The following is a 23,566-nucleotide window of genomic DNA, read 5'->3' on the forward strand; positions in this document are numbered from 1 at the left end:
CCAAGCGACTTATTGTGCCGGCAGGATCGCGATCGACAGGGAATTGTCCTTGGCGCCGCTGACCTGGAGCACGAAAGGCTGTGCCGACAGCTCGTATTTCATGGTCTTGCGGATGCCGTCGCAATCGGTCGCGCCGCTGAAGGCCACGGGCTTGAGGAAATGCCCGTCCTGGACCACGTCGACCCAGGCCCCGGAGGACAGGCTGACGGTGTAGAGCCCGGCCTTCGGCGCCTTGATGCTGGTGAAGCCCGCGAAGGTGCCGTCCTTCGGCGCCCTTTCCGGCGGCGTCGGCAGCTTCGCGTCCGCTGGGGCCACCAGCCCCAGCGTGATGGCCGACGACGGCAAGGCCGCCTGCTCGCTCCCCGAGGCGAGCTTCGCGCGGACCGGCGCGGTGAGCGCGGCGCGCTCACGCTCGATCGGCCATTTGAACTTGTCGCAGCCGCTGGGCTCTTCGGCAGCCAGAGCGGAGGTCGCACTGAGCGAAAGCGCAGCGAGGAAGGTGAGGACGCGCATGTCAAATCTCATCGTTGGCCACGCGAACAATGCGGGGCTTGCGGTCATTGCTGAAAGGCGGGATGCGCGTCCCGACAGGGCCGCTCAGCTTACGGCAGAGCGGCAAGGCGATCCTAGCGCATTTCAGAGGATGGGAGCCAGTAATGACTCTGTCATCCCGGATAAGCGCAGCGAAGCGGAGCGCAGATCCGGGATCCATAGCCCCAGGGAGGAATTTGACGAAGACTCGGAGTTACCGCTTCGCTCAACCACCGCTCCCTGTGGTTATGGATCCCGGGCTCGCGCTTCGCGCGCCCCGGGACGACAGCGGTGGGTGAGGCGGCAGCTTGCCCAGCCAGCCGCCTATTGCTTCGCATCCACCGCGTGCAGCACCGCCTTGCAGGCCGCCGGCATCTGCGCCAGCGTCATCGGCGGCTTTGGCTTCGGCGGCTCCGGCGGAGGCTTCGGATGCAGCACGGCGTCGCTGAACCAGTAGGCGAGGTCGGACGGCTTGCAGCCTTCGTCCTCGGATTGCGACGACTGGCCTTCGCATTCGCTCGAGCCCGCCGGGCAGCGCATGCGGATGTGGAAGTGATAGTCGTGGCCCCACCACGGCCGGATTTTCGACAGCCATGAGCGGTCCCCCTTGGCCTCGCGGCACAGCGCCTTCTTGATCGCGGGATTGACGAAGATGCGCTGCACTGCCGGCTCCTGCGCTGCGTCGCGCAGCACCAGCACATGAGCAGGCGTGAACACCTTGGGGTCGATGTCGAGCCGGTCCTGGCGCACCATCATCACCGCCGACAAGTCCTCGCGCTCCTCGCGTGACAAACGACGGTCCGGCATCGGCGTCAGCCAGATGTCGGCATCCAGGCCAATTTGATGGCTGGCATGGCCTGACAGTGCCGGCCCGCCGCGCGGCTGGGCGATGTCGCCGACCAGAATGCCCGGCCATCCCGCGTCCTTATTCGCCCTGGCCGCGAGCCGCTTGATCAGCGCGATCATGTCGGGATGACCGTAATTGCGGTTACGCGACAGCCGCATCACCTGCCAATTGTCGCCGTTGAGCGGCATCTGCATGGCGCCGCCGATACAGCCCTTGGTGTAGGAGCCGATGACATGAGCCGTTCCCTTCGACGGCAGCAGCTTTCGCGCGAACAGCTCCTTGGCGCCGATGCTGGGATCGTTTGGGTTGGCGAGCGGCGGTAGCGGTTTTGGGTTGACGCTGCCCTTGTCCTGGGCCGGCGCGGCGCCGGCGGTCAGGAACGTCATGACAAGCAGGAGAGGGGTGAGGCGGCGGGGACTCATGCTGTCATCCTTATAACGCAACGCGGCGTCAGGGTTAAGAAACAGTCCTTCGGCCGAAATATTGTCCGAAAGTCGCAGTTCCCTACGCGCGGCCGGCCGATTTTTAACGACGCGATAACCCTCTCGTGCATTGACCAAAATTCGTGCGTGGGAGGCGTGCTCCCAGCCCTCTGTATGCATTCGCGCGCGATCTCGGAAATGATTCAAGGCAGCGCGCAATTTTGCGCCATCGCGTTCTCCGATGACGACGATGTGATGGGCTTGGCGCGCCCGGCGGCGCTGCCGCGCCGCGCAAAGCGGCAATGAGGGCTGCTTTTCTGCGGCCACCAGACTGTGCGACCGACCGACAAGCCACCCAAGATTACTTTTTTTTCAGACACTTGCCCCAAAACTTGCGGCCACTGGGCGCGACTGGGACGCATCAAGTTGAGTTTGGGGTTTCGAAAAACAACAAAGCGAAAGGGAGGCGTGCTCGCCCGGGCTCGCCGACAGCCGCGCAAGCCGCGCTTCGCGCGCGCGCCTCAATCCGTTTCCGAACGCGACGAACTCCTGCGCCGCCGCGCCGAGGCGGAGGCGGCGATTGCCGAGGCCCGCAAATCCCATGAGCGCCTGCGCCAGGCCATCGACCTCCTGCCGCAAGGCATCGTGTTTCTCGATGCCGAAGGCCGTTACGTGCTCTGGAACAGGAAATACGCCGAGATCTACAGCAAGACCGCCGATCTGTTCGAGGAAGGCGCGCGCCTCGAGGACACGCTGCGCATCGGCGTCGCGCGTGGCGACTATCCCGAGGCGGCCGGCCACGAGGACGAGTGGATCGCCGAGCGGCTGCAAAAGCTCTATCAGCCCGGCGCGCGCCACGAGCAGATGCTCGCGGACGGCCGCGTCATCCTGATCGACGAGCGGCTGACCGACGACGGCGGCGTGGTCGGCCTGCGCGTCGACATCACCGAGCTGAAGCAGCGCGAGGCCTCGTTCCGCCTGCTGTTCGACGGCAATCCCGTCCCCATGATCGTCTGTGCGCTCGACGACGAGCGCATCCTCGGCGTCAACGATGCCGCGATTTCCCATTACGGCTATAGCCGTGCCGAATTCGAGAAGCTGAAGATCCGCTCGTTGCAGGCTTTCGACAGCGAGCCGCCCTGGACCACCGATCGCTCCAGCGAGGAGCAGGCCGCACGCACCTGGAAGCACGTCAAGGCCAACGGCGCGCTGATCGACCTTGCGATCTATTCCCGCGAATTGACCTATGCCGACCGGCCCGCGGTGCTGCTCGCACTGATGGACATCACCGAACGCAAGCGCGCCGAGGCGCGGCTCGCCTTCATGGCCCAGCATGACGGGCTGACCGGCCTGCCGAACCGCAATCTGCTGCGCCAGCAGGTGGACGAGATGCTGCTGCATATGCGGCGCAGCTCCGACAAGGTCGCGCTGCTGATGCTGGGGCTGGACAATTTTAAGGCGGTCAACGACACGCTGGGACACGCGGTCGGCGACAAGCTGCTGCGCGGCGTCGCCAAGCGGCTGCGTTCGACCTTGCGCGAGGAGGACGCGCTGGCGCGGCTGAACTCCGACGAGTTCGCGATCGTGCAGAGCGGGCTGACGCGTCCCGAGGACGCGGTGATGCTGGCAAAACGCCTGTTGGAAGCCATCGCCGATCCCTATCTGCTCGACGGCCATTCCGTAGTGATCGGCGCCTCCATCGGCATCGCGATGGCGCCCGGCGACGGCGATGATTCCGAAAAGCTGCTCAAGAGCGCCGACATGGCACTGTCGCGCGCCAAGGCCGATGCCCGCGGCACCTTTGCGTTCTTCGAGGCCGCGCTCGATGCCAAGGCGCAGAGCCGGCGCAAGATCGAGGTCGAGCTGCGCGACGCGATCCAGAACGACGTGCTGCGGCCCTACTATCAGCCGCTGATCGACCTCCAGAGCGGCCGCATCACCGGCTTCGAGGCGCTGGTGCGCTGGCCGCATGCCGAGCGCGGCATGGTCTCGCCGGCCGAGTTCATTCCGGTCGCCGAGGAAACCGGCCTGATCAATCCGCTCGGCGGCTTGATGCTGCGCCGGGCGTGCCTGGACGCCGCGACCTGGCCTGACGATGTCCGCGTCGCCGTCAACCTGTCGCCGCTCCAGTTCCGCAGCGGCAATCTGCTTTCGGTCGTCACGGACGCGCTGAAACATTCCGGCCTGCCGGCGCGGCGGCTGGAGCTCGAGATCACCGAGACGTTGCTGCTCGAAAAGAGCGCGCAGGTGCTGGCGACGCTGCATGCGCTGCGCGCGCTCGGCGTCCGCATCTCGATGGACGATTTCGGCACCGGCTATTCCAGCCTCAGCTATCTGCGCAGCTTCCCCTTCGACAAGATCAAGATCGACCAGTCCTTTGTGCGCGATCTCGGCGCCAACCGCGAGGCCCAGGCGATCATCCGCTCCATCGTCAGCCTCGGCAAAGGCCTTGGCGTTACCATCACCGCCGAGGGCGTCGAGACCGAAGCCGAGCTGAGCTGCCTGCGGGCCGAGGGCTGCGACGAGGGCCAGGGCTTTCTGTTCAGCAAGGCCCGGCCCAACGCCGAGATCATCAGCCTGCTCGCCGCCCAGCGCGGCATCGATGGTGACGAGAAGGCTGCGATGGTGGCGTAAGGCGGGGCTGCCCCTTACCTCGCCCCGCTTGCGGGGAGAGGTCGGAATGCGCGCGTAGCGCGGATTCCGGTGAGGGGGTACAGGTCCTTCAACGACCGCCCGTGTGGAGAGATGCCCCTCACCCCAACCCTCTCAGCGCGAGCGAAGCTCGTCGCGGCCCCGTAAGAACGGGGCGAGGGAGCGCAGCGTCATTGCGGCTGTAGTTCAGCGTCCCTCCGCCAAAATCGCCTTCCCCACATCCTCATAATGCGTATCCCGCGCCTGGATCTGCTGCGCGATCGCGTGCATGTCGCGAAAGCGCCGCTCGAACGGATTGCTGCGGAACACCGCAGTCGCGCCGGCCATGTGATAGGCGGCGTCGACTACCTTGGCCGATTGATGGATGGTCCAGGTCGCGGCGAGGCGAACGGCGCTGCGATGCGCCGGGCTGAATTGGCCGGTCGCGCAGAGGTCGTGCCACATCGCATTCGCCGTCGCATAGAGATAGGTGCGCGCAGCGCGTAAGTCGCCCTCGGTGCGGCCGATCAGGCCCTGGACAGCCTGGTTGTCGCGCATGGCGCTCGCTGCCAGCGACTGGTGCTTTGCCCGCGACAAAGCAATGGCGGCATCCAGCGTCGCGCGCGCGACGCCCAGCGAGACCGCGGCAAAGCCGAGGCTGAAGGTCGAGCCGGTGCCGATCCTGTAGAGCGGACCCGTCTCACGCAGCGCGGACGGCACGTCACGGAACGCCGTGAAACGCTCGGGGATGAAGAGGTCGCTCACTTCATAGGAATCCGTGCCGGTGCCGGCGAGCCCGATCGCCTGCCAGACGTCGTGCAGCACCGCGCTCGCAACCGGAAACAGGATGGTGCGAACCTCTGGCGAGCCGTCGGCATTTTTCCGCGGCGTCCCGTCGGCTCCGACGATGCGGACATGCGCCCCCAGCCAGCTCGCCTGCCGCGAGCCCGAGGCAAAATCCCAGCGCGCTGTGACGCGATAGCCGCCCTCGACCGCACGCGCCTCATGCGCGATCGCGCCCCAGGCGAGGATGCCGGGCGGCCTGTCGAAGATCTCGCGCGCAATGTCGTGGTCGAGCGAAGCCGCGATCATCGCGCAGACGCTGCATTGGCCGAGACACCATGCGGTCGAGGCATCCGCCTTCGCGATCTCCTCCTGCATCTGCATGAAGGTTTCGATGGGGGCTTCCGCACCGCCGAGACTCTGCGGCAAAAGCGCGCGATAGAGCCCGCTCTCGATCAAAGCCGAGACGACGGTCGGCGTCAGCCGACGGGAGCGCTCGATCTCGTCCGCTTCGCGCGCAATCAGTGGCGCGATTGCCCGGGCACGTTCAACGAGATCGAAGCCTTGCGGCCTGTTCATGCGTCACCTCGTCAGGCCGCAGCGCGGCCGAGGTCGAGCGATTGCCTGCGTCTTGTCGGAAAACTCAGCGCCACCGCGACGGCGGCGAGCCCGATCGCGAAGGAGCCGGCGTGCAGCCATGTGTAGCGTTGGAAATTGTCGAACACGAGCCCGCCGGCCCACGGACCCAGCGCCATGCCGAGGCTGGCAAAGGCCGACACCGCGCCGAACACGGTGCCCATGATGCGCGCGCCGAAGTACTCGCGGACCAGCACGGCATAGAGCGGCATCACCCCGCCATAGGCGAGGCCGAACACGACCGAGAGCGCGTAGAATTCGCCGAGCTGCGCCACCGCGAGATAGGTCACGATGCACATCGCCTGCACGAACAGGCCGCCGACCAGCACGGGCTTGGCGCCGATGCGATCGGCTGCCGCGCCGAGCAGCAGGCGTCCGCCGAGCCCGGAGACGCCGGCGACGCTGTAGACCGTCACCGCGGTGAGCGGGGCGATGCCGCACACCATCGCATAGGACACCATGTGAAAGATCGGACCGGAATGCGCCGCGCAGCAGGCGAAATGCGCGGCTGCGAGCGCGATGAATTGCGGCGTGCGCAGCGCCTGCGCCGCGGTCAGCTCGATCTCCGGTGCCGCGTCGGTGCTCGCCGGGCCAGCCGCCTGCGGCGCCGGCCGCACCAGGAAGCAGGCCGGGATCAGCAGCGCCCACGCCGCACAGCCGATCACCAGCATCGCGGTGCGCCAGTCATAGGCCGTGATCAGCCAGCTTGCGGTCGGCGCGATCGTCACCGGCGACACGCCCATGCCGGCAGAGACCAGCGCCACCGCGAGGCTGCGGTTCTTTTCGATCCAGGCGCTCGCGAGCGCCATCATCGGCGCGTAAAAGCTGCCGGCGGCGACGCCGATCAGCACGCCGAAGAAAAGCTGGAATTGCCATAGGCTGGTTGCCTGGCTCGCAGTCACGAGACCGAGGCCCAGCAGCAGGCTTCCGGCAAGCACCACGATGCGGGTGCCAAACCGGTCCGACAGCGTGCCCCAGAAGAACGCGGCAACGCCCATGCAGAGGAAATCCAGCGTCGCCGCCGCCGACACGCCCGCGCGCGACCAGCCCATCGCTTCGGAGATCGGCTGCAGGAAGACCGCAAGCGACAGCATCGTGCCGAAGCCGACACAGGTCATCAGCGCTCCCGCAGCGACCACGACCCAGCCATAGTCGAACCCTGACGGCTTGCTCATCCGTTTCCTCTGCGCTTTTGCTCTTGTTGATGGTGCGCGCGGGGATGGTGGCCCATCTGTCGGCCGAGGGCAAGATTACGCGCAATGCGCGGGTACAGAGCTCGTTACCTTGCAGCGCCTTGAGCGTCGGCATGCGCCATGGGCCACCGCAACACCGACTTAGGATGTGTCTTGTGCCGCGGTTTCGCTGCCCCCGCGTGCCCGTTCCATTTGCCCCGGCCACCCGTACGCCGAGATCAGGCTCATGTAGGCCTCAGAATCCGTGCCGGTCATATTGAGGGAGCGGCTGCACTGTTGGAGGGCTTCTTCATATTGACGGAGGTGCAAGTGTGCGACGCAGAGAAGCCGCGCTGCGATGGTATCCTGCAAGACGGCCAGGTTTGCGAGGTCGCCGTCGAACCTATCCGACCAGATGTCGCGGGCGGTCTGAAGGTCGGTCAGAGATACGTTGACCCGCACCTGGTCTCCGTTGCGTCTCACCGCGCCCCGCACGGCCCAGCGGACGCGGAGATCCGTCCCGAGCTGCTGCAGATCGACCACCTTCTTCTTGTAGGTCAAGGCGGTGTCGCGTCCAACAACGAGAGTGGCGGGCGTTCGCGCGAGATCGGTCGTCAAGCCTGTCGAGATCAAGTCGGCAAAGGAGTCCTGCGCCGGACCGTCGTTGAGGCTGGCGAAGGGCAACACGACGAGAGAGAGGCGAGGCGCGATCTCGGGCCTGACTGTCGGCTGTGGCTGGATATTTTGAGCTTCCCGTTGTGCGTCGGTACGGACTGTCTTCCAGGCATTCCAGTATCCGGCAACGCCACCGGCAATTGCGCCGATGGCGGCGACCGACGCCAGCACGCTGCCGACGAGCTTCAAACGGCCTCTGAGGTCCTCCAGCCAGCCTGCGGATCGCCGTTCGCCAACAGCGTGTGCAGAGGCAACCGGGATCGTAACCGCTGCCGTGGTTCCTGGTTGCCGATCCTCATCGTGCACGGCGCCCACGAAACGAAAGCCCTTGCGTGGAAATGTCTTGATAAGACGTTGTTGCTGACCGGAGTCACCGATCGCGCGCCGGACGGCGTTCAGCCGGGTCGTCAGCGCCGCATCGGATACGATCCGGCCATTCCAAATCGCGTTGACGAGATCGTCCTTGCTGACGACGCGATCCCTGCTGCGGATCAGATGTTCGAGCAGATCGAGAACCTGGGGTGTCGTGGGCACCACATCGAGCCCGCGCCGCAATTCGCGCCGCTCGGTGTCCAACGCACAGTCCTCGAAGAAATAGCGCATGGCACCATTCTCCAAGCCTGCCCTCTATTCTCCGAGGGCGCGGGAGCAATAATCCGTGGAGAATAGGCCTTCGCTCCCGAAAACTAAGCCGCGAACATTGGTCCACCCCGTCAGGGGGTGCCAAGGTCGTGCTTTTCCGGAAGGCCCGCTTCGCAGAGACCCTTCTCGAAGATCGCGAAGTCATCTGCCCGGCGAAACGGTGCCAGATTCTCGAGATTGGCACGAAGATCTGGATTGCATTCAAGGGCTTGCAGGAGGGATCGTTGCGCTCGTTCACGCCGCCCAGCGAATGCGTTGCTGGCTGCGGCAATGCAGGTCACGAGCACGAAACTCGTCTGACCACGCAATGCGGTCTCGGCGCATGATACCGCCGCGTCATAGCGGCCCGCCAGAAAATGCGCATACGCCATGGCTCCCTGCGCGTCGTAGTACATGGGCGGATCGAGCGGGCTAAGTCTCACGGCATGTGCGGCGTGCTCGAGGGCGAGATCCGGCTCTCCCCTCCAAACTCTCAGCCAGGCACTGGTGGCCCAGGCTTGCGCGAAGTTAGGGTTGTCAGCCAAAGCTCGATCCACGAAAGCAGCCGCGTCGTCGAACTCATGGGCTATGAAGGCGAGTGCATATCCACCCACGGACAGTGCAACCGGATCATTTGCCCCCAGTTCTACCGCCTTCCGGGCCAGCCGGGTGGCTTCCGCAATTTCCTTCGCGGGATCGCTGATCCAGCCGTTCGCCTTGCGCCGGGTATAGCACCAGGCGGCCATCGCATAGCCACAAGCCAGTCGAGGGTCGAGTTCGGTCGCCTTGCAAAAGAGCTGCAGCGCCTCGGTGTTTGCGTTGTTGGACCAACGGGATTTCGCCAGCCCGCGCAGATAATGATCATACGCATCCAGATTTTCGGGCGGCTTCCGCCTTGCCCGCTTGATTTCCTCACGCTGCAGCCTCGGGGCGATTGCGCCTATGACACTGGACGTCAGATTGTCCTGCAGATCGAACATGTCCTCGATCGGGCCCTCAAAGCGGTCTGCCCAGAGATGCGTTCCAGTTTCGGCATCGATCAGCTGCCCCGCGATTCGAATGCGATTTCCGGCTTTGCGCACGCTGCCTTCGAGTACATAGCGGACACCAAGCTCGCGGCCGACCTGCTTTACATCAACGACCCGGCCCTTATACGCAAAGCTCGAATTGCGTGCGATCACGAACAGCCAGCGAAAATGAGCCAGAGCCATCGTGATTTCCTCCACGATGCCATCTGCGAAATACTCCTGTTCGGGATCGGAGCTGAGGCTGACGAAAGGGAGTACGGCAATCGAGGGCTTATCCGGTAGCGGGAGGGCCGCTGTTCTCGCTTCTGACCGGTGAGGGACGGTTGAAGGATCCGGCTCCCGTACTTCCCGAACGGCTCCGACGAAACGGAAGCCCTTGCGCGGGATCGTCTTGATCAGGCGCTGCGCTTCCCCGCAATCGCCGACTGCCGTGCGGACGCCATTGATGCGGGTCGCAAGCGCGGCCTCCGATACGATGCGCCCCTTCCAGATCGCGTTCATGAGGTCGTCTTTGCTGACGACACGCTCCCTGTTGCCGATCAAGTAGTCGAGAATGTCGAAGACCTGTGGCGCAACGGAAACAGCATCGGCCCCGCGATGCAGCTCGCGCCGATCCGTGTCGAGCACGTATTCATCGAAGAGATAGCGCAAGTTGCCACTCCCGTCGTTGGATGAAGCCGCCTCTGCACCTGCTGGGGCGTAAAGTAAGGCGCCGGTCAGGAAAATGTAAGCTGCACGTCAAGCGTGCCCGGCGAAGTCCTGACATCCTGCCCTCGGTAAAGGTATCGCCAAGGGATATCGCCGATGAGTACCATCAACGGCGTTGCACAGGTGCGACGGACTGCCACACCCGTGCAGCAAGTGACCAGCCTTTTCCTGCGGGTCTGGAGCGCATGGCAGAAGCGCCGAAGACGGCTGAAGGTACAAACCGCTCTCTGTGCCCTCAGCGATCGGGAGTTGATGGATATCGGCGCGACGCGCGCCGATATGGACTACATTGCCTTGCAGCAAGGCCGCGCAAGGCCCGATCGTCCGGCACCCTGGCGCATTGGCAGTGCGCTTGCGATCCTGTTGGTCGTCAACCTGTTCAGCTTGATTTCCGTAGATCGCGCCGAGGCTCAATGCACTGCGCAGGATGGTTTGCGGAGGCAGCTGGCGGTCAAGGTCGACCCGCCGGCTCCCAGATCGGAGATTCCGGTCAGCTCGGCTGCAGATGTCCTGGCGTGGAAGACGATCCGGATAGGAACATTCACGGATACGTTCGCTCTTCGCAGCGCGATGAGCGCAATGGGCTGCGGCGTCGGAAACGCGGCTGATGAGATACTCGCTCGACCGGCCTTTACCCTAAGTCGCAAGAAGGCGGAGGTTGAGCTTGTTGCCGTGTCGGTTGCGGAGCTCGGCTTTCAAGGCGAGGCTTCGCTGCGGGAAATCTATGCGCGTGCACAACAGCTCGGTCTTGCTCTGGCGCCCGCCGAAATCGCGCCGCAGCTGAGACTTCAGTATTTGGACCAGCCGATCGGTGAGTTTCTCACCATCGGGATGGAGCCTATCGGAACGTGGGCGGGCGAAGCGGTCGTCCTGACGGTGGCGAATGGCGGAGCAGGCCTCATCCTGATCGGCCAGGATGGCCGTGAGGACGCGCAGATATCTGCGATATCCCGTTTTGTGTTCGTGCGACCCGGCTCATCCATGGCTCCAGAGACCGCAGCGATGGCCAGGTAGCATGCTGCGATCTCATTTGGTCTGGGCTCGATCAGGGAAACGGGTGATGATCACGCGTCGTGATGTGTTGTCGGCGGCCGCTGCGGCGTTCGCCGCTACGCATATTTCACCGCGGGCTCTTGCACAGCCGATCGCGAGAACCGCGCATATCCTGACGGGCTTCACGCCGGGGCTGCAGGATGGGTTGGCGCGGCTCGTGGCGGGCCAGATGAGCGGCTATGCGGAAACCATTGTGGTCGAGACCCGTCCGGGCGCGGCCGGTCGCATCGCGGTGGAGGCGGTGAAGAGCGCCGACGCCGACGGATCGGTCATGCTGTTCGCGCCGCTCGGCTTCATGATGTTCTTTCCGCACGTCTACAAGACACTGAGATACCATCCGCGGGATTTCACGCCTGTGTCGACCGTCGCCTCGACCCCGACATTGCTGACGGTCGGTCCCAGCGTGCCGGCCGACGTCAAGACGCTGGCGGACTTCGTGGCCTGGTGCCGCGCCAATCCGAAGCACGCCACCTTTGGTTCGCCGGGCGCCGGAACCTCGCTGCATTTTCTCGGTGCGATGCTGGGCCGCAGCGCCGGCTTCGATTTTCTTCACGTGCCCTATCAGGGCGGCGGTGCGATTCAGGATCTGGTCAAGGGCGTGATTGCCGCGACCGTCATGCCGATCGGCAGCTCGCTCGGACTCGTCCAGTCCGGAGATCTTCGCGCGCTGGCGACCACCGGACCGCGCCGCAGCCTGTTTGTTCCGGCGGTACCGACGATGCGGGAGGCCGGATATCCGTCGCTCGAGGACCTCACATGGTTTGCGTTCTTCGTTCCGGCCAAGACGCCGGCGCCGATCGTCGATAAGCTCAACACCGCGATCCAGGCGGCCTTGCGCACCGACGAGGTCAAGGCCGGCATGGCAAAGCTGGCCGTCGAGCCCGACGCGATCGCCATGGAAGACTTCGCCCGGCTGATCGCATCCGAATCCGACCGGTGGAAGGCGATCGTTCAGGCAACGGGGTTCGTCCCGACCGATTGAAGCGGCATTGACAGGAGGCAACACATGAGCGGGCCGGCATCCGTGCATGATCTCGTGCAGTCGCATCGCATCACCGCGGTGATCTATGCGGCGGCGAAGCTCAATCTCGCCGAGGCCATCGGCGATGAGGCGAAATCGGTGACCGAGCTCGCCCGGCTGGTGTCCGCCGATGAAAGTGCGCTGCGCCGATTGCTCGTTGGCCTGACGACACTTGGCCTGTGCAGGCAGGCCGACCGCGACCGGTTTGCCATGACCGAGCTCGGCCGGCAGCTCGACGAGACCGCCGACCCCTCCTTCAAGGACTGGGTTCTCTTCGAGGGCGAGATGCTCGCGCAATCCTGGCTCGGACTGGTCGAATCGGTTCGCTCGGGCAAGAGCGCGGGCGAGCTGCGCGGCGATGGCGACGATCGCTATGCCGCGACGAGCAATGCGCCGGAATTCACCCGCCGCTTCAACGCCGCGATGGTCAGCCTGACGCGGAGCATCGTTCCAAGGATCGTTGCGGCCCACGACTTCGCGACCGCGCGCGTTGTCATGGACCTCGGTGGCGGCACCGGCGAATTGATCGGCGGCGTGCTCCAGCGCAACCCGCATCTTGAGGGCATCGCCTTCGATCTCGCGCGCTGCGAGGCGGGAGCGCGGGCGCATTTTGCCCGGCTTGGCATCGCCAATCGCTGCCGGTTCGTCGCCGGCAGTTTCTTCGAGAAGGTCCTGGGCGGCGCCGACACGATCCTGATGAAGAGCATCCTGCACAATTGGAGAGACGATCGTTGCGAGGTCATTCTGCGCAACTGCCGGGACGCGCTGCCGGCCAGCGGAACGTTGATCGTGATCGAACGGATCATGCCGGAGCCTGCGACGACTGAGACCCAGGACCGCTCCTGTGCCATGAGCGACCTCAATATGCTGCGGGGACCTGGTGGCCGCGAGCGGACGGAAGCCGAGTACCGCAGGCTTGGCGTCCTCGCCGGCTTCGCCTTCGTCGGCACCAGCGGTGTCGGCTCGTTCAGCCTGGTCCAATTCCGAAAGGTCGGGCACTGACTGCCGTCCGTTGGGACGCCAGTCGAGTCTCATCCCATCAGGCCTTGGCGCAGGATCGATCAGCAGCCCCGGCAGACGCCGGAGATCTTGCGATCGACGTTGGCATCCTCTTGGTCGAGGAAATCCAGCGATCCCGAACTTGCCGAGGGCACGTCGGAGGCGTGGGGCTGGCGGTGACCGACCGGGGCCGTCCACGGCCTGGTGGTCGTTTCCTTTCCGGGCAGCGACGGGTGGAAAGGTTGCGCCGAAGCTGTGCCCATCGTCGATACGATCGTGACCACAATCAGCATCTTTGAGGTGATCATAGGTGTCTCCAAATGCATCCCGCCCTGCATGTGCGGTTCAGACATTCAGATTTGCATCGAAGACCCGCTATTCCCTGTCATCGCGGAGGCGTGATACCGCCGTGGTCCGGCCTTCCGGAACGACGTTTGTCAGGCCGGCGCTTTCCTGCCGATCAGACCGAAGACGATCATGACGAGGCTGATGCCGCGGACAGCACCCGAGACCTCTCCGACCGTGCGCATCAGGGCGGCAGGATCATTGGACCACGGCGTCATGTCCCGCATCGAGAGGAAGAACAGGACGGCGAGCACCAGCAGGACCGAGCCAACGGCAATCAATCGCCAGTTTCGCTTTCGCATGACAGACACTCCCCCGTATCGCCCACAGATGGGCGGGGCCGTTTAGGACGCAGGGAGATAGTGTCGTCGAGCCCGGGTCGGGTTCAATGGCCACGAGCCGCATCGAACAAATGTGACCCTCATCCCCAATTTGTTCGCGGCCGCTGGTGGGTGGCCAACAGATGTTTTGACTTTTTTGTGTTTTCAACGCTTTGACGGCTCGACCCTGTCGGCATGGACCAGTCTCGATCGTCCTTGGATGGACTCCGCACACGTCAGTGATGCCGTCACCTAGAAAATCGAACCAGGAGCTTATGTTCATGAGGATCACCGTAGAAACCACCGTAGCAGCCCCCATCGATCAGGTCTGGCGTGCCTATACGACACCTGCTGACATCATGGCGTGGAACGCCGCGTCCGACGACTGGCATACGACCAAGGCTACGGTCGACCTGCGGGAAGGCGGGGTCTTCTCGTCGCGCATGGAAGCCAAGGACGGCAGCATGGGCTTTGACTTCGCCGGGACTTACACGACGATCGTCGAACACAAGCTGATCGAATATTCATTCGGCGATCGCAAGGCCGAAGTCGAGTTCGTGCCCGGGGCGAAGGGCGTCGTCGTCCGCGTTGTCTTCGATAGCGAGCCGACACACTCGGTTGAGCAGCAGCAGGGCGGCTGGCAGGCGATCCTCGACAACTTCGCGCGACACGTGCAAGCGAAGCAGAAGAAGTCGTGAAGCCGTGCGGGGGCAGGAGATGTCCCTGACGGGCGCCGTCGGCTTTCCGCGCAGAGTACCTGACGGAAATTGATCAGTCGAGGAATAGCCGGCTTCGGGGGCAGTCGCGTCGGTTGCCCCCTCAGCCGGCGACCTCCGGTTTGCGCCGGGCTCACCGGCGCGGTGGGCCAACAGGTGACGTCAAGCTGCTACGACGGCTCCACGCCCCCCGCGCGCGTCTCCGGGGGCGCGCCACGCCTCAGGGGAAGCGGCTGGTCGCCAAGCAACACCTTCACCACCACGTCACGCGCATTGCCGGGATCAAGCGAGTGCTTGGCGATCAGGTCGCTACAGTCGGCGACGATCTGGTCGGCGTCCTGCATGATCTTGAGCTCCTTGTAGCGATCGTGCCGATGCAGGCCCATGCTTTCGCCGACCACTTCAAGGATATTCATGATACGAAATGGCCAGTCGCGCTCGTGCGCGCACAGTTCGCGATGATCGGAATGATAGACCGCGACCAGTGCATCGACACCTGCATCGCGCGCCGCCTCAAGCTCCATGAGTTGCAATTCGCGCTTGTACTTTGGAAGCGCGCCGACATCCACGCTCTGCAAACCCACCGCCGGCTGGTTCAGATCGACGAGTTCGATACCGGGTACCGCCGTCAAGATTTCAGCGGCGGATTCCACGACGCCGGCCACGCCGGGATGCCTGTGCAGCGCGACCCGCATTTCGACCCTGCGTTGAAGGTGCGGCTTTAGCTGCGCCAGCCGGTCGCCGAGAAAGCGCATGAACGGGTTCATCTCGAACGGGCGGGACCCGTGTTGTCGCTCCACCGTTGGCAGGATGGTCTCCGTGTACTGGACGTAGCACGACGGGCACCAGGAGATCACCTGCCCCGAGTTCGAGTGCGACAGCTTTTCCATCGTACTCGATCCCATACGACCGGCCATCTCTGCGTCGCCAGACTTGAGCTGGAGAATGCCGCAACAATGGCTCGGTCCGCCCATCACCTGGTAACTGACGCCGAGCGCGTCCATGATATCGAGGGCAAGCAAGGCGATGTGCGGCGTCTTGAGCACATTGCAGCCAGTGTAAAACACGAAATCCGGCGTTTCAACGGGCGTGGCGACCGACGCCGATCTCTGACCCAGTCGTTCGAGCACGTCCGCATCGAGTTGCAGGCGCGAAAGCACGTTCACGCCACGACTGCCGTCGCGGTACCTCTCGACACCCCGCCGGCGCCGTTCCGCAAGCTCATTGTCCGACTTCGCGATGCCAAGCCGCGCCATGCTCAGCAGGAAACGCGGATTGACGCCATAGCTGCACGCCTTGATGCATGCCCCGCTTCGCATGCAGGACAGCGCCCATTTGCGCGACGCTTCCGGGCCGTTGCCGGTACGCACCAGCTCGAGAATGCCGCCGATGATGTCTTCGGACTTTGTCGTCCGCGAGATGCCGGCCGGCTCGACACTCGGACAGGCCTCGACGCATTTCCCACATCGCGTACAGGCGTCGAGCATGTCTTCGGCATATTCAGCCAGGGACGTCTCGAAGGGGACCTCGTTCATCGGCTGCATGACCAACTCCCAGGCCTGCTGGAGGATCGGCTACGTGCGGCATACGACAGCGCCGGAACCTAACTCACAATTGGCGAGCTGTACACGAGCAGGCCGCAATGGGGATTTGTCGCCTTCGGGTCAATCGCGTCTGCTGCGCGCTGGGTGAGCCCGCTGCCGGCGTGCTCTTACTACCGGACCACCCGTGACCGATCTGGACTTCGCATTCGGGTCAACAGGCGACGTTCGTTAGCCGGCACGGCGACCGTCAGAGCAAGGCCGCTCTGCTCCGGTCCCCGAAGGCCATCTCGGGAGATGGGGAGGATTATTTCTACCCGCCCTGCGGTAGCCCTTAAGGCCTTTGTTGGATGTTGACTCGCCTCTTGCGGCACGGACGATCCGGCACCAGCTTTCACCGGTCAAGTAGGGACCGGCGGACGATGATCTCCGTTGTTGTCGGGTCACGACAACATGCCGGTTGACCGACGATCTCTACGTTGGAGGGTCAACTATTTCGCCCCGCACGCCTCTGGCGCTTCTCATCATATCCCTGGGTGCGATCGCCGCGGTGTGGTGGTGGCTGGCCATACCGATCAACTTGGCGCGCGCGCCGATCGATCCGAATGCCAAGCTGCAATGCATATCCTACGCGCCCTTCCGCAACAACCAAACGTCGGAGTCGCCGACACCAGTGCCGCGGGACCAGATCGCGGAAGATCTCGCCCAGCTTGCCAAAATAACCGACTGTATTCGTACCTATGCGACTGATCTTGGTCTCGATCAGATCCCCGAACTTGCGTCCAAGGTGGGGCTGAAAGTCATTCAGGGAATTTGGCTCGATAGGGACCGACGGAAGAGCGCGACGCAGATATCCACGGGCATACGCCTCGCCCGGCAATATCCGGAAACCATCACCGCACTCGTGGTCGGCAATGAGGTTCTGTTGCATCGGAAGATGACACCTTCCGATCTTGCTGCCTTGATCCGCTCGGTCAAGGCACAGGTGCCGGTCCCCGTCACCTATTCCGACGTCTGGGAGTACTGGCTGCGCTATCGGGAACTCGGTGACGCCGTCGATTTCGTCACCCTTCATATCCTGCCATATTGGGAAAATGTCCCGGTCGCGGCGAAATCTGCCGCTGCTCACGTCGACGCCGTCCGAAAGCAGGTGGCGTCGGCGTTTCCGGGTAAGGAAATCCTGATTGGAGAAACAGGTTGGCCGAGCGAAGGGCGGATGCGCGAGTCGGCGCTACCATCGCGCACCAATCAGGCGCGGGTGATCTCGGAGGTCCTCGATCTTGCCCGGCGCGAGAATTTCCGCGTCAACCTGTTCGAGGCGTATGATGAATTGTGGAAGCATGAGTTCGAGGGCACCGTCGGCGGATCGTGGGGCTTATTCGATTCCACGCAGCGCACGCTGAAATATCCGCCCGGCATCCCCGTCAGCAATTATCCGCTCTGGAAACTGCAAATGAGCAGCGGAATGGCGCTGGCGATCCTGGTGTTCGGCGCTGCATGGCTGACCTTGCGCCAGAAGCCCTCGCAGCCCCGGCTCATCTCATGGTTTGCGGTCGGAATATCGGCAACCACCGCCGGAGTCTTGTTTGGGGTGGCCGCTCAAAAGATGTTCTATGAAAGCTACGGCGCGGGCAGCTGGCATCTGTGGGGCGCACTTCTGGTGGCGGCAACTGCCTCGCCGCTGTTCGGCGCCAACGCCCTGATGTCCGGGCGCGCACCGCCCACATTTTTGGAATTGCTGGGTCCGGAGCACTACCGGACCCCATCGGGACTGGCGATCATGCACGGATTGATCTTGATCGTAACCATCGTGATCGGCACTGAGACGGCGCTGGGCCTGGTGTTTGACCCGCGCGAAAAGGATTTTCCCTTTGCGGCCCTCACTATGGCGGCGGTCCCTTTCGCGGCGATGACGCAGCTCAATCGCCCGAAGAAGGGAATCCGCCCCATGGCGGAAGCGATGTTTGCCGTCGTATTCCTGGTGGCAGCCATCTATGCGGCGCTTAGCGAAGGACCGGACAATTGGCAGTCGCTATGGACTTGTGCTGCCTATATGCTGCTTGCGGTTACGCTGTGGCGGGCGCGCGCTTGAGTAAACCTGGCCAGCCGACTTCCGTTGTGGGTCAATCGCGTCACTATGGCCGCGTGCCGATCTCTTCCGGTCTACCTCTGTGAACGGAAATCGTCAGACTGCACCGGCACGTCTCACACGGGCCAGAAGCGGACCCACGACCTAATCCCGAAATCCTGCCCTCGATCGCTCGCCTTCATATGCAAGCCAATCAGAGGATAATCTGTCGTATTGAGGTTTACTTATTGGAAATGAAGCGAGCCGCTGAATGCCATCTCCCATAGAATAGATCGCCACCGTGTACTCTCGGCCCCGTTGATCCGGTGTGCGGGGAATGGCGATGTACCTTCGGTGTTCGCTACGCTGGCCTAGGAAAACATCGAGCACTTGGCCGACTTCAGCTTTGCCTTTGAGAGTCTCCGTGATTCTCAGACGGGCGAACCATACATCGTTGGTACAAAGCTCGCAGTGACGGCCACCCATCCATATTACGGGTTGCTGCAAGCGAACTCTCGCAACGACGACATCCCTAGCGTCGGGAGACAAATTGTTCAGTGCCTCTACGAGATTGTCTGGCGCGCCTTCTGAAAAATACGCAATGGGCGTCTTGTTCTCCATCGCCGAGGAACGCGGCGGACCGACAATGATTGCGCTCATCATCGCAGCGACAAGAGCTAGGCTTCGCTTGACCGATTTCATCTACAGCACTGCGCACCGAATGGTTGTAGTGGCACTATAATCCAGTTTTGAGAAGTTGAACAGATTAGGTCTGCTTTGGGTCAAAATGCGAAGAACTCAGAGTGAGCAAAGTCAGCCCGCTCTACTCCGCCAAGCGGACCTCAATGAAAGGTGTCGCCACTTCGCTGATGGGCCAGCAGCAGACATTGATCAGAGACGAAAACCCAACTTCACCAACGTCGTTGGGGGGCGGACTGACTTCAGTATGCCGGAGCGCAAGCGTGAACTAGCCCACATTGGGAGACCCGTGCGCGTGCTAAACTGCACTGTGCGCGCCAACTAACTTCGGTTCGACAAGAACTGGACGTTTCGCGGAGTAGGCCATGGACGAAAATCGTCGAAACGCACTTTCCACGGAATACGGCGAGGTCTGCAGCAACTTTCGGACGCTGACCGACATCCGGTTCAAGTTGCTGGGTCTACTGCCGATCGCGACCGCCGTAGCCATTGCGCTCAAAGTCGACCACATTGATGGCCGGAGCTTTGTGTTCTCGTTGTTTGGCCTGATCGCAACGATCGGGCTCGTGACCTACAATACGAGAAATGACGAGCTGTATGATGAACTCGTGAGACGTGCCGCATACATTGAACGAAGCCTTGGTCTCGCGGATGGAGCATTTGCCAACCGCCCGCGCGCGTCGCTCAAGTTTCGTCTTTTCGGCATCCCATGGAAAGTCGACCACCGAGTAGGTATCGGCACGATTTACCTTGCGTCCATCGCTGTTTGGCTTTTCCTGGTCTTGGCGTCGTTGTCGGCTTGGCTGGCTCCGGAGGCCTCGGTATTGGCTACGCTGGCTGCTTTTGGGCTCGCAGTCATTGCGACCTGGTGGGCGAGGACGTGGATCAAGCGTAAGAAGAAAGAGGTCGATGAGGAAAAGAGATCCTTGGCCATCGAGGCCGTTCAAAAGGCGTTCTCAACCGATTTGTCGCGAGGCACGGCGGACGGGGGGCTGATAGATTTGTGCTTCAAGCTCGCGGACGAGAAGACGCGCGAAATCATCGCCAAACGGGCTCAGTTCTATGCCGGAATCGATCGCGACTCCTCAATCTACTACCCGCCGGGCGTCTCAAAGGAACAGGCTGCATGTCACTTGGTGGCGCTACTCACGGATTTGCCACCGCGGTGGCTGTTCGATTGCGCCACAAATCGAAGAGGAGACATGCCAGAGAAAAGTCCCGTATTGTTCCCGCCCCGCGCTGACGAGGTAAGGTGATAGCGCATTGATTTTCCGCTTTGGGTCAGAAGCACCAGCCTGGACCTTTAGCCGACGACTTCCGGTCTGGCACCAGCTTCGGAAGTTCTCTCGCCGCGCGGAAAGTGGCGCGATGGGCCAAGGGGCGACATTGTCCGCGAGCGGCTGGCGCCAGAACAAATGTGAGATAGTTCATATCGGGCGCGTCGCCGACGTGTTGCCATTCCGATGTTTCCGGCGAAACTTCATTTCTTTCGCCACCGTGGCCGGTGCGTATCGCGCTACGGTTCGGACTGTGCGGGAGGCGTTGAATGGTCAATATCAAAGTTCCTCTTAATCCAGTGCAGAAACGCGGCTTGTGGCCGCCCAAAGGCGGGCGCGAATATCCGGTCTTGGATACGGACGACTGGTGGAAAATTGCGGCGCGCGAGCACATAGATGCGTGGGCGTTAATCGAGTTCAATTTCCAAACGCACGTTCCTGAGGAGGTGAATTGGTATTTGCGAGAGCTCGTGGGTTGCCGCCACAGCCGTGACGGGGGGCGCAATTACGCGTTTATCGGGGCTGACCCGAAGCTGCGCAAAATCTATCTTCCCGCTATGCCGCCTCCGCCCCCACCTGCACCCATACCCTGGCCCGACAAACTCAAGAAGCTCCAGTACGAGGTGGAGCATTCGAACGATCCACAAAAGGAACGGTTCCTCTGCATGCTCAAGGCGATGGAGAACCGCCGTGATGATCGCGTGATCTTTTGGTCCACCATAGCCCCGGGCCCCGAGTGGGTTGCTCCGCTTGGCGTTGAGGGAAGAGGGATTGGGAAAGCGTTGATCGATTCGCAGTGGCTCTATAAAAATATAAAGACTGTGCGGGATGTGGACCTTCTTCCGTATGGCAACGGATTACCGAGAAGCGATACTTTCGTGATCAGCTTCCACAAGTATCTGTTTGAAACGGCTTCGCCTTCCGTCGGCATACTGCGCGCGGCGAACGCAGAAATTGTCAAGACGCATGTCATGTTGGATCGTTGGGCGAACCAAAGCATGGGTGGAAGTGCGTCGATGCCGACGTGTTATCGCGCAATCAAAGAATTTATTCGCTTACAGGAGCAAAGTGATTACCCGTCTGTGATCAACTGCATCGTGACAACTGGCGCGTAGCCAGTTCCCTGGGCGGATGACTGCACCAATCCCCACCGCTTCAACGATTGCGGAGTCATCTGCTTCGGCGGCGTTAAGTCCACCGACACGTACCTCGCACTCGCAATTCACCACTTCAACAAAGAGATCATCGGCTGGCTGGAACCGGCGGCAAACAGCATCTCACATTTAGTTTGATCACCTCGTCGGTGGGCCGCTGGAGATGCAACGACACGTCGAGGTCGAGCGCTTTTTTTGGCGGTCTTGAAGTTGATCACCAATCGAATTTGGTCGGCGCCTGAATAGGCGGGTTGTAGCCCTTCATATTGGGTACGCTGGAACGCGACCGATGTCTCAATCGGGTCAAAATGCGAAGAACGCAGAGTGAGCAAAGTCAGTCCGCTCCACCCCACCAAGCGGGCCCCAATGAAAGGTGTCGCCACTTCGCTGATGGCGAGAAGCGGACATTCCCGTTTGGAGCCTGAGTGTGCTAGCCTGAGGCACCATGCCCACACCTGCCGAAGCAGTAAGAACCTACATCTTGGCCAAGGACGGCAACCGACCGTTCTTGATGAGGCAGGCGTTCTCTGAAGACATTGCACTCGAAATGGTGGTCAAGACCGACGCCATTTCATTCCCCAACACGGCTTCCGGCTTGAACGCCGTGGAAGAAATCTTGGTGCGTCGTTTTGGTGTCGAATACGAGAACATCTACACGTTCTGCCTATCCCGGCCTTCCGAAACGGACCGAGCGCGCTTTCAGTGCCATTGGTTGGTGGGGATGTCCGCCAAGGCCAGCGGGCAACCGCTGCGAGTTGGATGTGGACGTTACGACTGGCATTTCAATGAGCACGGAAAAGTGGTGAGGCTGGTGATCACCATTGAAGTCATGAAAGTCTTATCTGGCGCCGAACTCGATGGCGTGATGCGCTGGCTATCTTCGCTTCCCTATCCGTGGTGCAGTCCGTCTCAGGCTCTCCTGTCATTTCCTCCGCAGAACGACCTGCGCGAGGTTGAAGCCTACTTGAAGCAGGCTCAGTAATCTCCGCGGTCGAACTACGATTGGCCAATAAGGTTGACGTCCCGAAGTTGAAGCTTGCTGTATGTCGCCTTCGGGTCAATCGCGTCAATATGGCCGCGTGCCGCTCCCTTCCGGTCTGCCGCTGTGAACGGAAATCGTCAGACTGCGCGGGCATGTCACCCGCGGGCCATAACCGGACCTGTTCACTCGATGACCTTGTCGGCACTGGCCGCGAGTGCAGGAGAGACGGAAAGGCCCAGCTGCCTGGCCGTCTTCAAGTTGATGGACAGATCGAATTTGGTCACTTGGTAGAATGGAATATCGCCAGCTTTTGCTCCGCGGAGAATTGCGTCGATGTTGTTGGCAGCGCGCTGATACAATTCGACTAGATCAAAGGAGTAGGCCATTAGGCCCCCGGCTTCGACGGATTCGGTGAACGCGAAAATCGCCGGAAGTCTCGCGTCGGTCAGCAACTTGGCGATCAAAGCGCTGTTTTGAAAAGTTTCAGGGGAGTCGACCACCATGACTGCATTTGCGCCTTCGCCGGAAAGGCTCTCTACCGCTGCCCGCCAGTCATTTTCTTGAGCACCAACATCCAGTAGCGACACCGCGATAGGTAGGCCAGCCTCCTGGGCCGCTGCGGGGATAGGCGAACCCTTGACGAGCCCGCTGTATTGGATGTGAAGAGCGAGCAAGCCAAGTTTTGATATTGAAGGAAAGATTTCGCGCAGCAGTGCAATCCGTTTTCCATGAATCGATGGACCGGCATCGATGCTGGCTCCCGTGAAATTGCTGCCCGGGTGAGCCAGACTTTCGGCAATCCCCAATCTAACGGGGTCGGCAGTTATCGTTACGATTGGAATACGCGATGTCAGTTTCTTGAATATGAGTGCGCCAGGACCACCGAGGAGAATGACATCCGGGTTGCTGCTAACGATTTCCGTCGCCAAGGCTTCGAGGCCGGACGTATTTTGCTCTCGACCATAACTTTCGACTGTGAGGTTTTGTCCCTCGATCTGTCCCAACCGTCGCAGTTCCGCGAAGAGGGCTCGAGGATATCTTTTCCCGCTCTGATCGTGCCAGTCCGCGCTCGGCTCTGATGGGACGAAAATAGCAAGACGTTTCTTCTTGGTGCTCCCCGCGGCCGCAGCCAGCTGCGGCGATGCTACCGCACCACAAACGGCACAGAGAAAAGCACGCCGCCTCATGTTCGCCCCCTAGCCAGAGTCTAGGTCAACGCATCTTAGCGTCTAAAAGGCCATACTGAAAATCAAAGGTGGCTCTGCGATGTCCGGGTTGGGTCAAAAGCGTCGGTTTGGCGCTCAGGGGCAAACTTCCGCTCTGCCGCCATCACCCGA

The 23,566-nt window shown here is 62.1% G+C and carries 19 protein-coding genes; 9 read left to right on the forward strand and 10 right to left on the reverse strand.

The window, feature by feature from the left end; all coding sequences use genetic code 11:
• Positions 1-9: 9 nt before the first annotated feature.
• Complete coding sequence (locus AB7G19_RS04260; RefSeq protein ID WP_063980720.1) at positions 10-513, reverse strand: hypothetical protein; 504 nt, start codon at positions 511-513, stop codon at positions 10-12.
• 342 nt (positions 514-855) lie between these two features.
• Positions 856-1,800, reverse strand: a complete 945-nt coding sequence (gene mepA, locus AB7G19_RS04265) for a penicillin-insensitive murein endopeptidase (protein ID WP_063980721.1) — start codon at positions 1,798-1,800, stop codon at positions 856-858.
• A 468-nt stretch (positions 1,801-2,268) separates the two neighbouring features.
• Between mepA and AB7G19_RS04270 the strand changes: the two genes are divergently transcribed.
• The gene (locus AB7G19_RS04270) at positions 2,269-4,434 is read left to right on the forward strand and encodes a putative bifunctional diguanylate cyclase/phosphodiesterase (protein WP_063980722.1); all 2,166 of its coding nucleotides are present in this window, start codon (positions 2,269-2,271) and stop codon (positions 4,432-4,434) included.
• A gap of 204 nt (positions 4,435-4,638) precedes the next feature.
• Here AB7G19_RS04270 and AB7G19_RS04275 read toward each other — a convergent pair whose 3' ends face one another.
• The 4 genes from AB7G19_RS04275 to AB7G19_RS04290 all read right to left on the reverse strand — a co-directional run bounded on the left by AB7G19_RS04275 (position 4,639) and on the right by AB7G19_RS04290 (position 9,997).
• A complete protein-coding gene (locus tag AB7G19_RS04275) occupies positions 4,639-5,793 on the reverse strand; it encodes an acyl-CoA dehydrogenase family protein (protein ID WP_063980723.1) in 1,155 nt (384 codons plus the stop codon).
• 11 nt (positions 5,794-5,804) lie between these two features.
• Positions 5,805-7,025 (reverse strand): MFS transporter, encoded by a 1,221-nt coding sequence (locus AB7G19_RS04280; protein WP_063980724.1) that lies wholly within the window; start codon positions 7,023-7,025, stop codon positions 5,805-5,807.
• Between the two features lie 159 nt (positions 7,026-7,184).
• Positions 7,185-8,300: a winged helix-turn-helix domain-containing protein gene (locus tag AB7G19_RS04285; RefSeq protein ID WP_063986041.1), complete on the reverse strand. Its 1,116-nt coding sequence runs from the start codon at positions 8,298-8,300 to the stop codon at positions 7,185-7,187.
• A 110-nt stretch (positions 8,301-8,410) separates the two neighbouring features.
• The gene (locus AB7G19_RS04290) at positions 8,411-9,997 is read right to left on the reverse strand and encodes a winged helix-turn-helix domain-containing tetratricopeptide repeat protein (RefSeq protein ID WP_441267727.1); all 1,587 of its coding nucleotides are present in this window, start codon (positions 9,995-9,997) and stop codon (positions 8,411-8,413) included.
• Between the two features lie 153 nt (positions 9,998-10,150).
• Here AB7G19_RS04290 and AB7G19_RS04295 point away from each other — a divergent pair, with 153 nt between their 5' ends.
• From AB7G19_RS04295 to AB7G19_RS04305, 3 genes are read left to right on the forward strand one after another with little or no spacing between them, the layout of a single operon-like run.
• Complete coding sequence (locus AB7G19_RS04295) at positions 10,151-11,068, forward strand: hypothetical protein (protein ID WP_063980726.1); 918 nt, start codon at positions 10,151-10,153, stop codon at positions 11,066-11,068.
• 46 nt (positions 11,069-11,114) lie between these two features.
• Complete coding sequence (locus tag AB7G19_RS04300; RefSeq protein WP_084794947.1) at positions 11,115-12,089, forward strand: Bug family tripartite tricarboxylate transporter substrate binding protein; 975 nt, start codon at positions 11,115-11,117, stop codon at positions 12,087-12,089.
• Positions 12,090-12,113: 24 nt separating this feature from the next.
• Positions 12,114-13,130, forward strand: coding sequence for a methyltransferase (locus tag AB7G19_RS04305; protein WP_063980728.1), 1,017 nt, complete (start codon positions 12,114-12,116; stop codon positions 13,128-13,130).
• 59 nt (positions 13,131-13,189) lie between these two features.
• On the opposite strand, the gene AB7G19_RS04310 is transcribed toward AB7G19_RS04305, so the two are convergent.
• Entirely contained in the window at positions 13,190-13,435 is a 246-nt protein-coding gene (locus tag AB7G19_RS04310; protein WP_063980729.1) for a hypothetical protein, read from the reverse strand.
• A gap of 129 nt (positions 13,436-13,564) precedes the next feature.
• Positions 13,565-13,774, reverse strand: coding sequence for a hypothetical protein (locus tag AB7G19_RS04315; RefSeq protein WP_063980730.1), 210 nt, complete (start codon positions 13,772-13,774; stop codon positions 13,565-13,567).
• 299 nt (positions 13,775-14,073) lie between these two features.
• Here AB7G19_RS04315 and AB7G19_RS04320 point away from each other — a divergent pair, with 299 nt between their 5' ends.
• Positions 14,074-14,490, forward strand: coding sequence for an SRPBCC family protein (locus AB7G19_RS04320; protein WP_063986042.1), 417 nt, complete (start codon positions 14,074-14,076; stop codon positions 14,488-14,490).
• A 188-nt stretch (positions 14,491-14,678) separates the two neighbouring features.
• Here the strand turns inward: AB7G19_RS04320 and AB7G19_RS04325 are convergent, their stop codons facing one another.
• Positions 14,679-16,052, reverse strand: coding sequence for a (Fe-S)-binding protein (locus tag AB7G19_RS04325; protein ID WP_063980731.1), 1,374 nt, complete (start codon positions 16,050-16,052; stop codon positions 14,679-14,681).
• Between the two features lie 529 nt (positions 16,053-16,581).
• Here AB7G19_RS04325 and AB7G19_RS04330 point away from each other — a divergent pair.
• From AB7G19_RS04330 to AB7G19_RS04345, 4 genes are all read left to right on the forward strand, one after another.
• The gene (locus AB7G19_RS04330) at positions 16,582-18,141 is read left to right on the forward strand and encodes a glycoside hydrolase family 17 protein (protein WP_084795330.1); all 1,560 of its coding nucleotides are present in this window, start codon (positions 16,582-16,584) and stop codon (positions 18,139-18,141) included.
• A 1,040-nt stretch (positions 18,142-19,181) separates the two neighbouring features.
• On the forward strand, positions 19,182-20,072 hold the full coding sequence (locus AB7G19_RS04335; protein ID WP_063980734.1) for a hypothetical protein: 891 nt from the start codon (positions 19,182-19,184) through the stop codon (positions 20,070-20,072).
• A 290-nt stretch (positions 20,073-20,362) separates the two neighbouring features.
• On the forward strand, positions 20,363-21,208 hold the full coding sequence (locus tag AB7G19_RS04340; RefSeq protein ID WP_187387910.1) for a hypothetical protein: 846 nt from the start codon (positions 20,363-20,365) through the stop codon (positions 21,206-21,208).
• A 484-nt stretch (positions 21,209-21,692) separates the two neighbouring features.
• Positions 21,693-22,229, forward strand: coding sequence for a hypothetical protein (locus tag AB7G19_RS04345; protein WP_063980736.1), 537 nt, complete (start codon positions 21,693-21,695; stop codon positions 22,227-22,229).
• Between the two features lie 182 nt (positions 22,230-22,411).
• Here the strand turns inward: AB7G19_RS04345 and AB7G19_RS04350 are convergent, their stop codons facing one another.
• A complete protein-coding gene (locus AB7G19_RS04350; RefSeq protein ID WP_231143814.1) occupies positions 22,412-23,233 on the reverse strand; it encodes an ABC transporter substrate-binding protein in 822 nt (273 codons plus the stop codon).
• Between the last annotated feature and the right edge of the window lie 333 nt (positions 23,234-23,566).

The organism is Bradyrhizobium sp. 215_C5_N1_1 (assembly GCF_052075935.1).
GTDB classification, from domain to species: domain Bacteria; phylum Pseudomonadota; class Alphaproteobacteria; order Rhizobiales; family Xanthobacteraceae; genus Bradyrhizobium; species Bradyrhizobium barranii.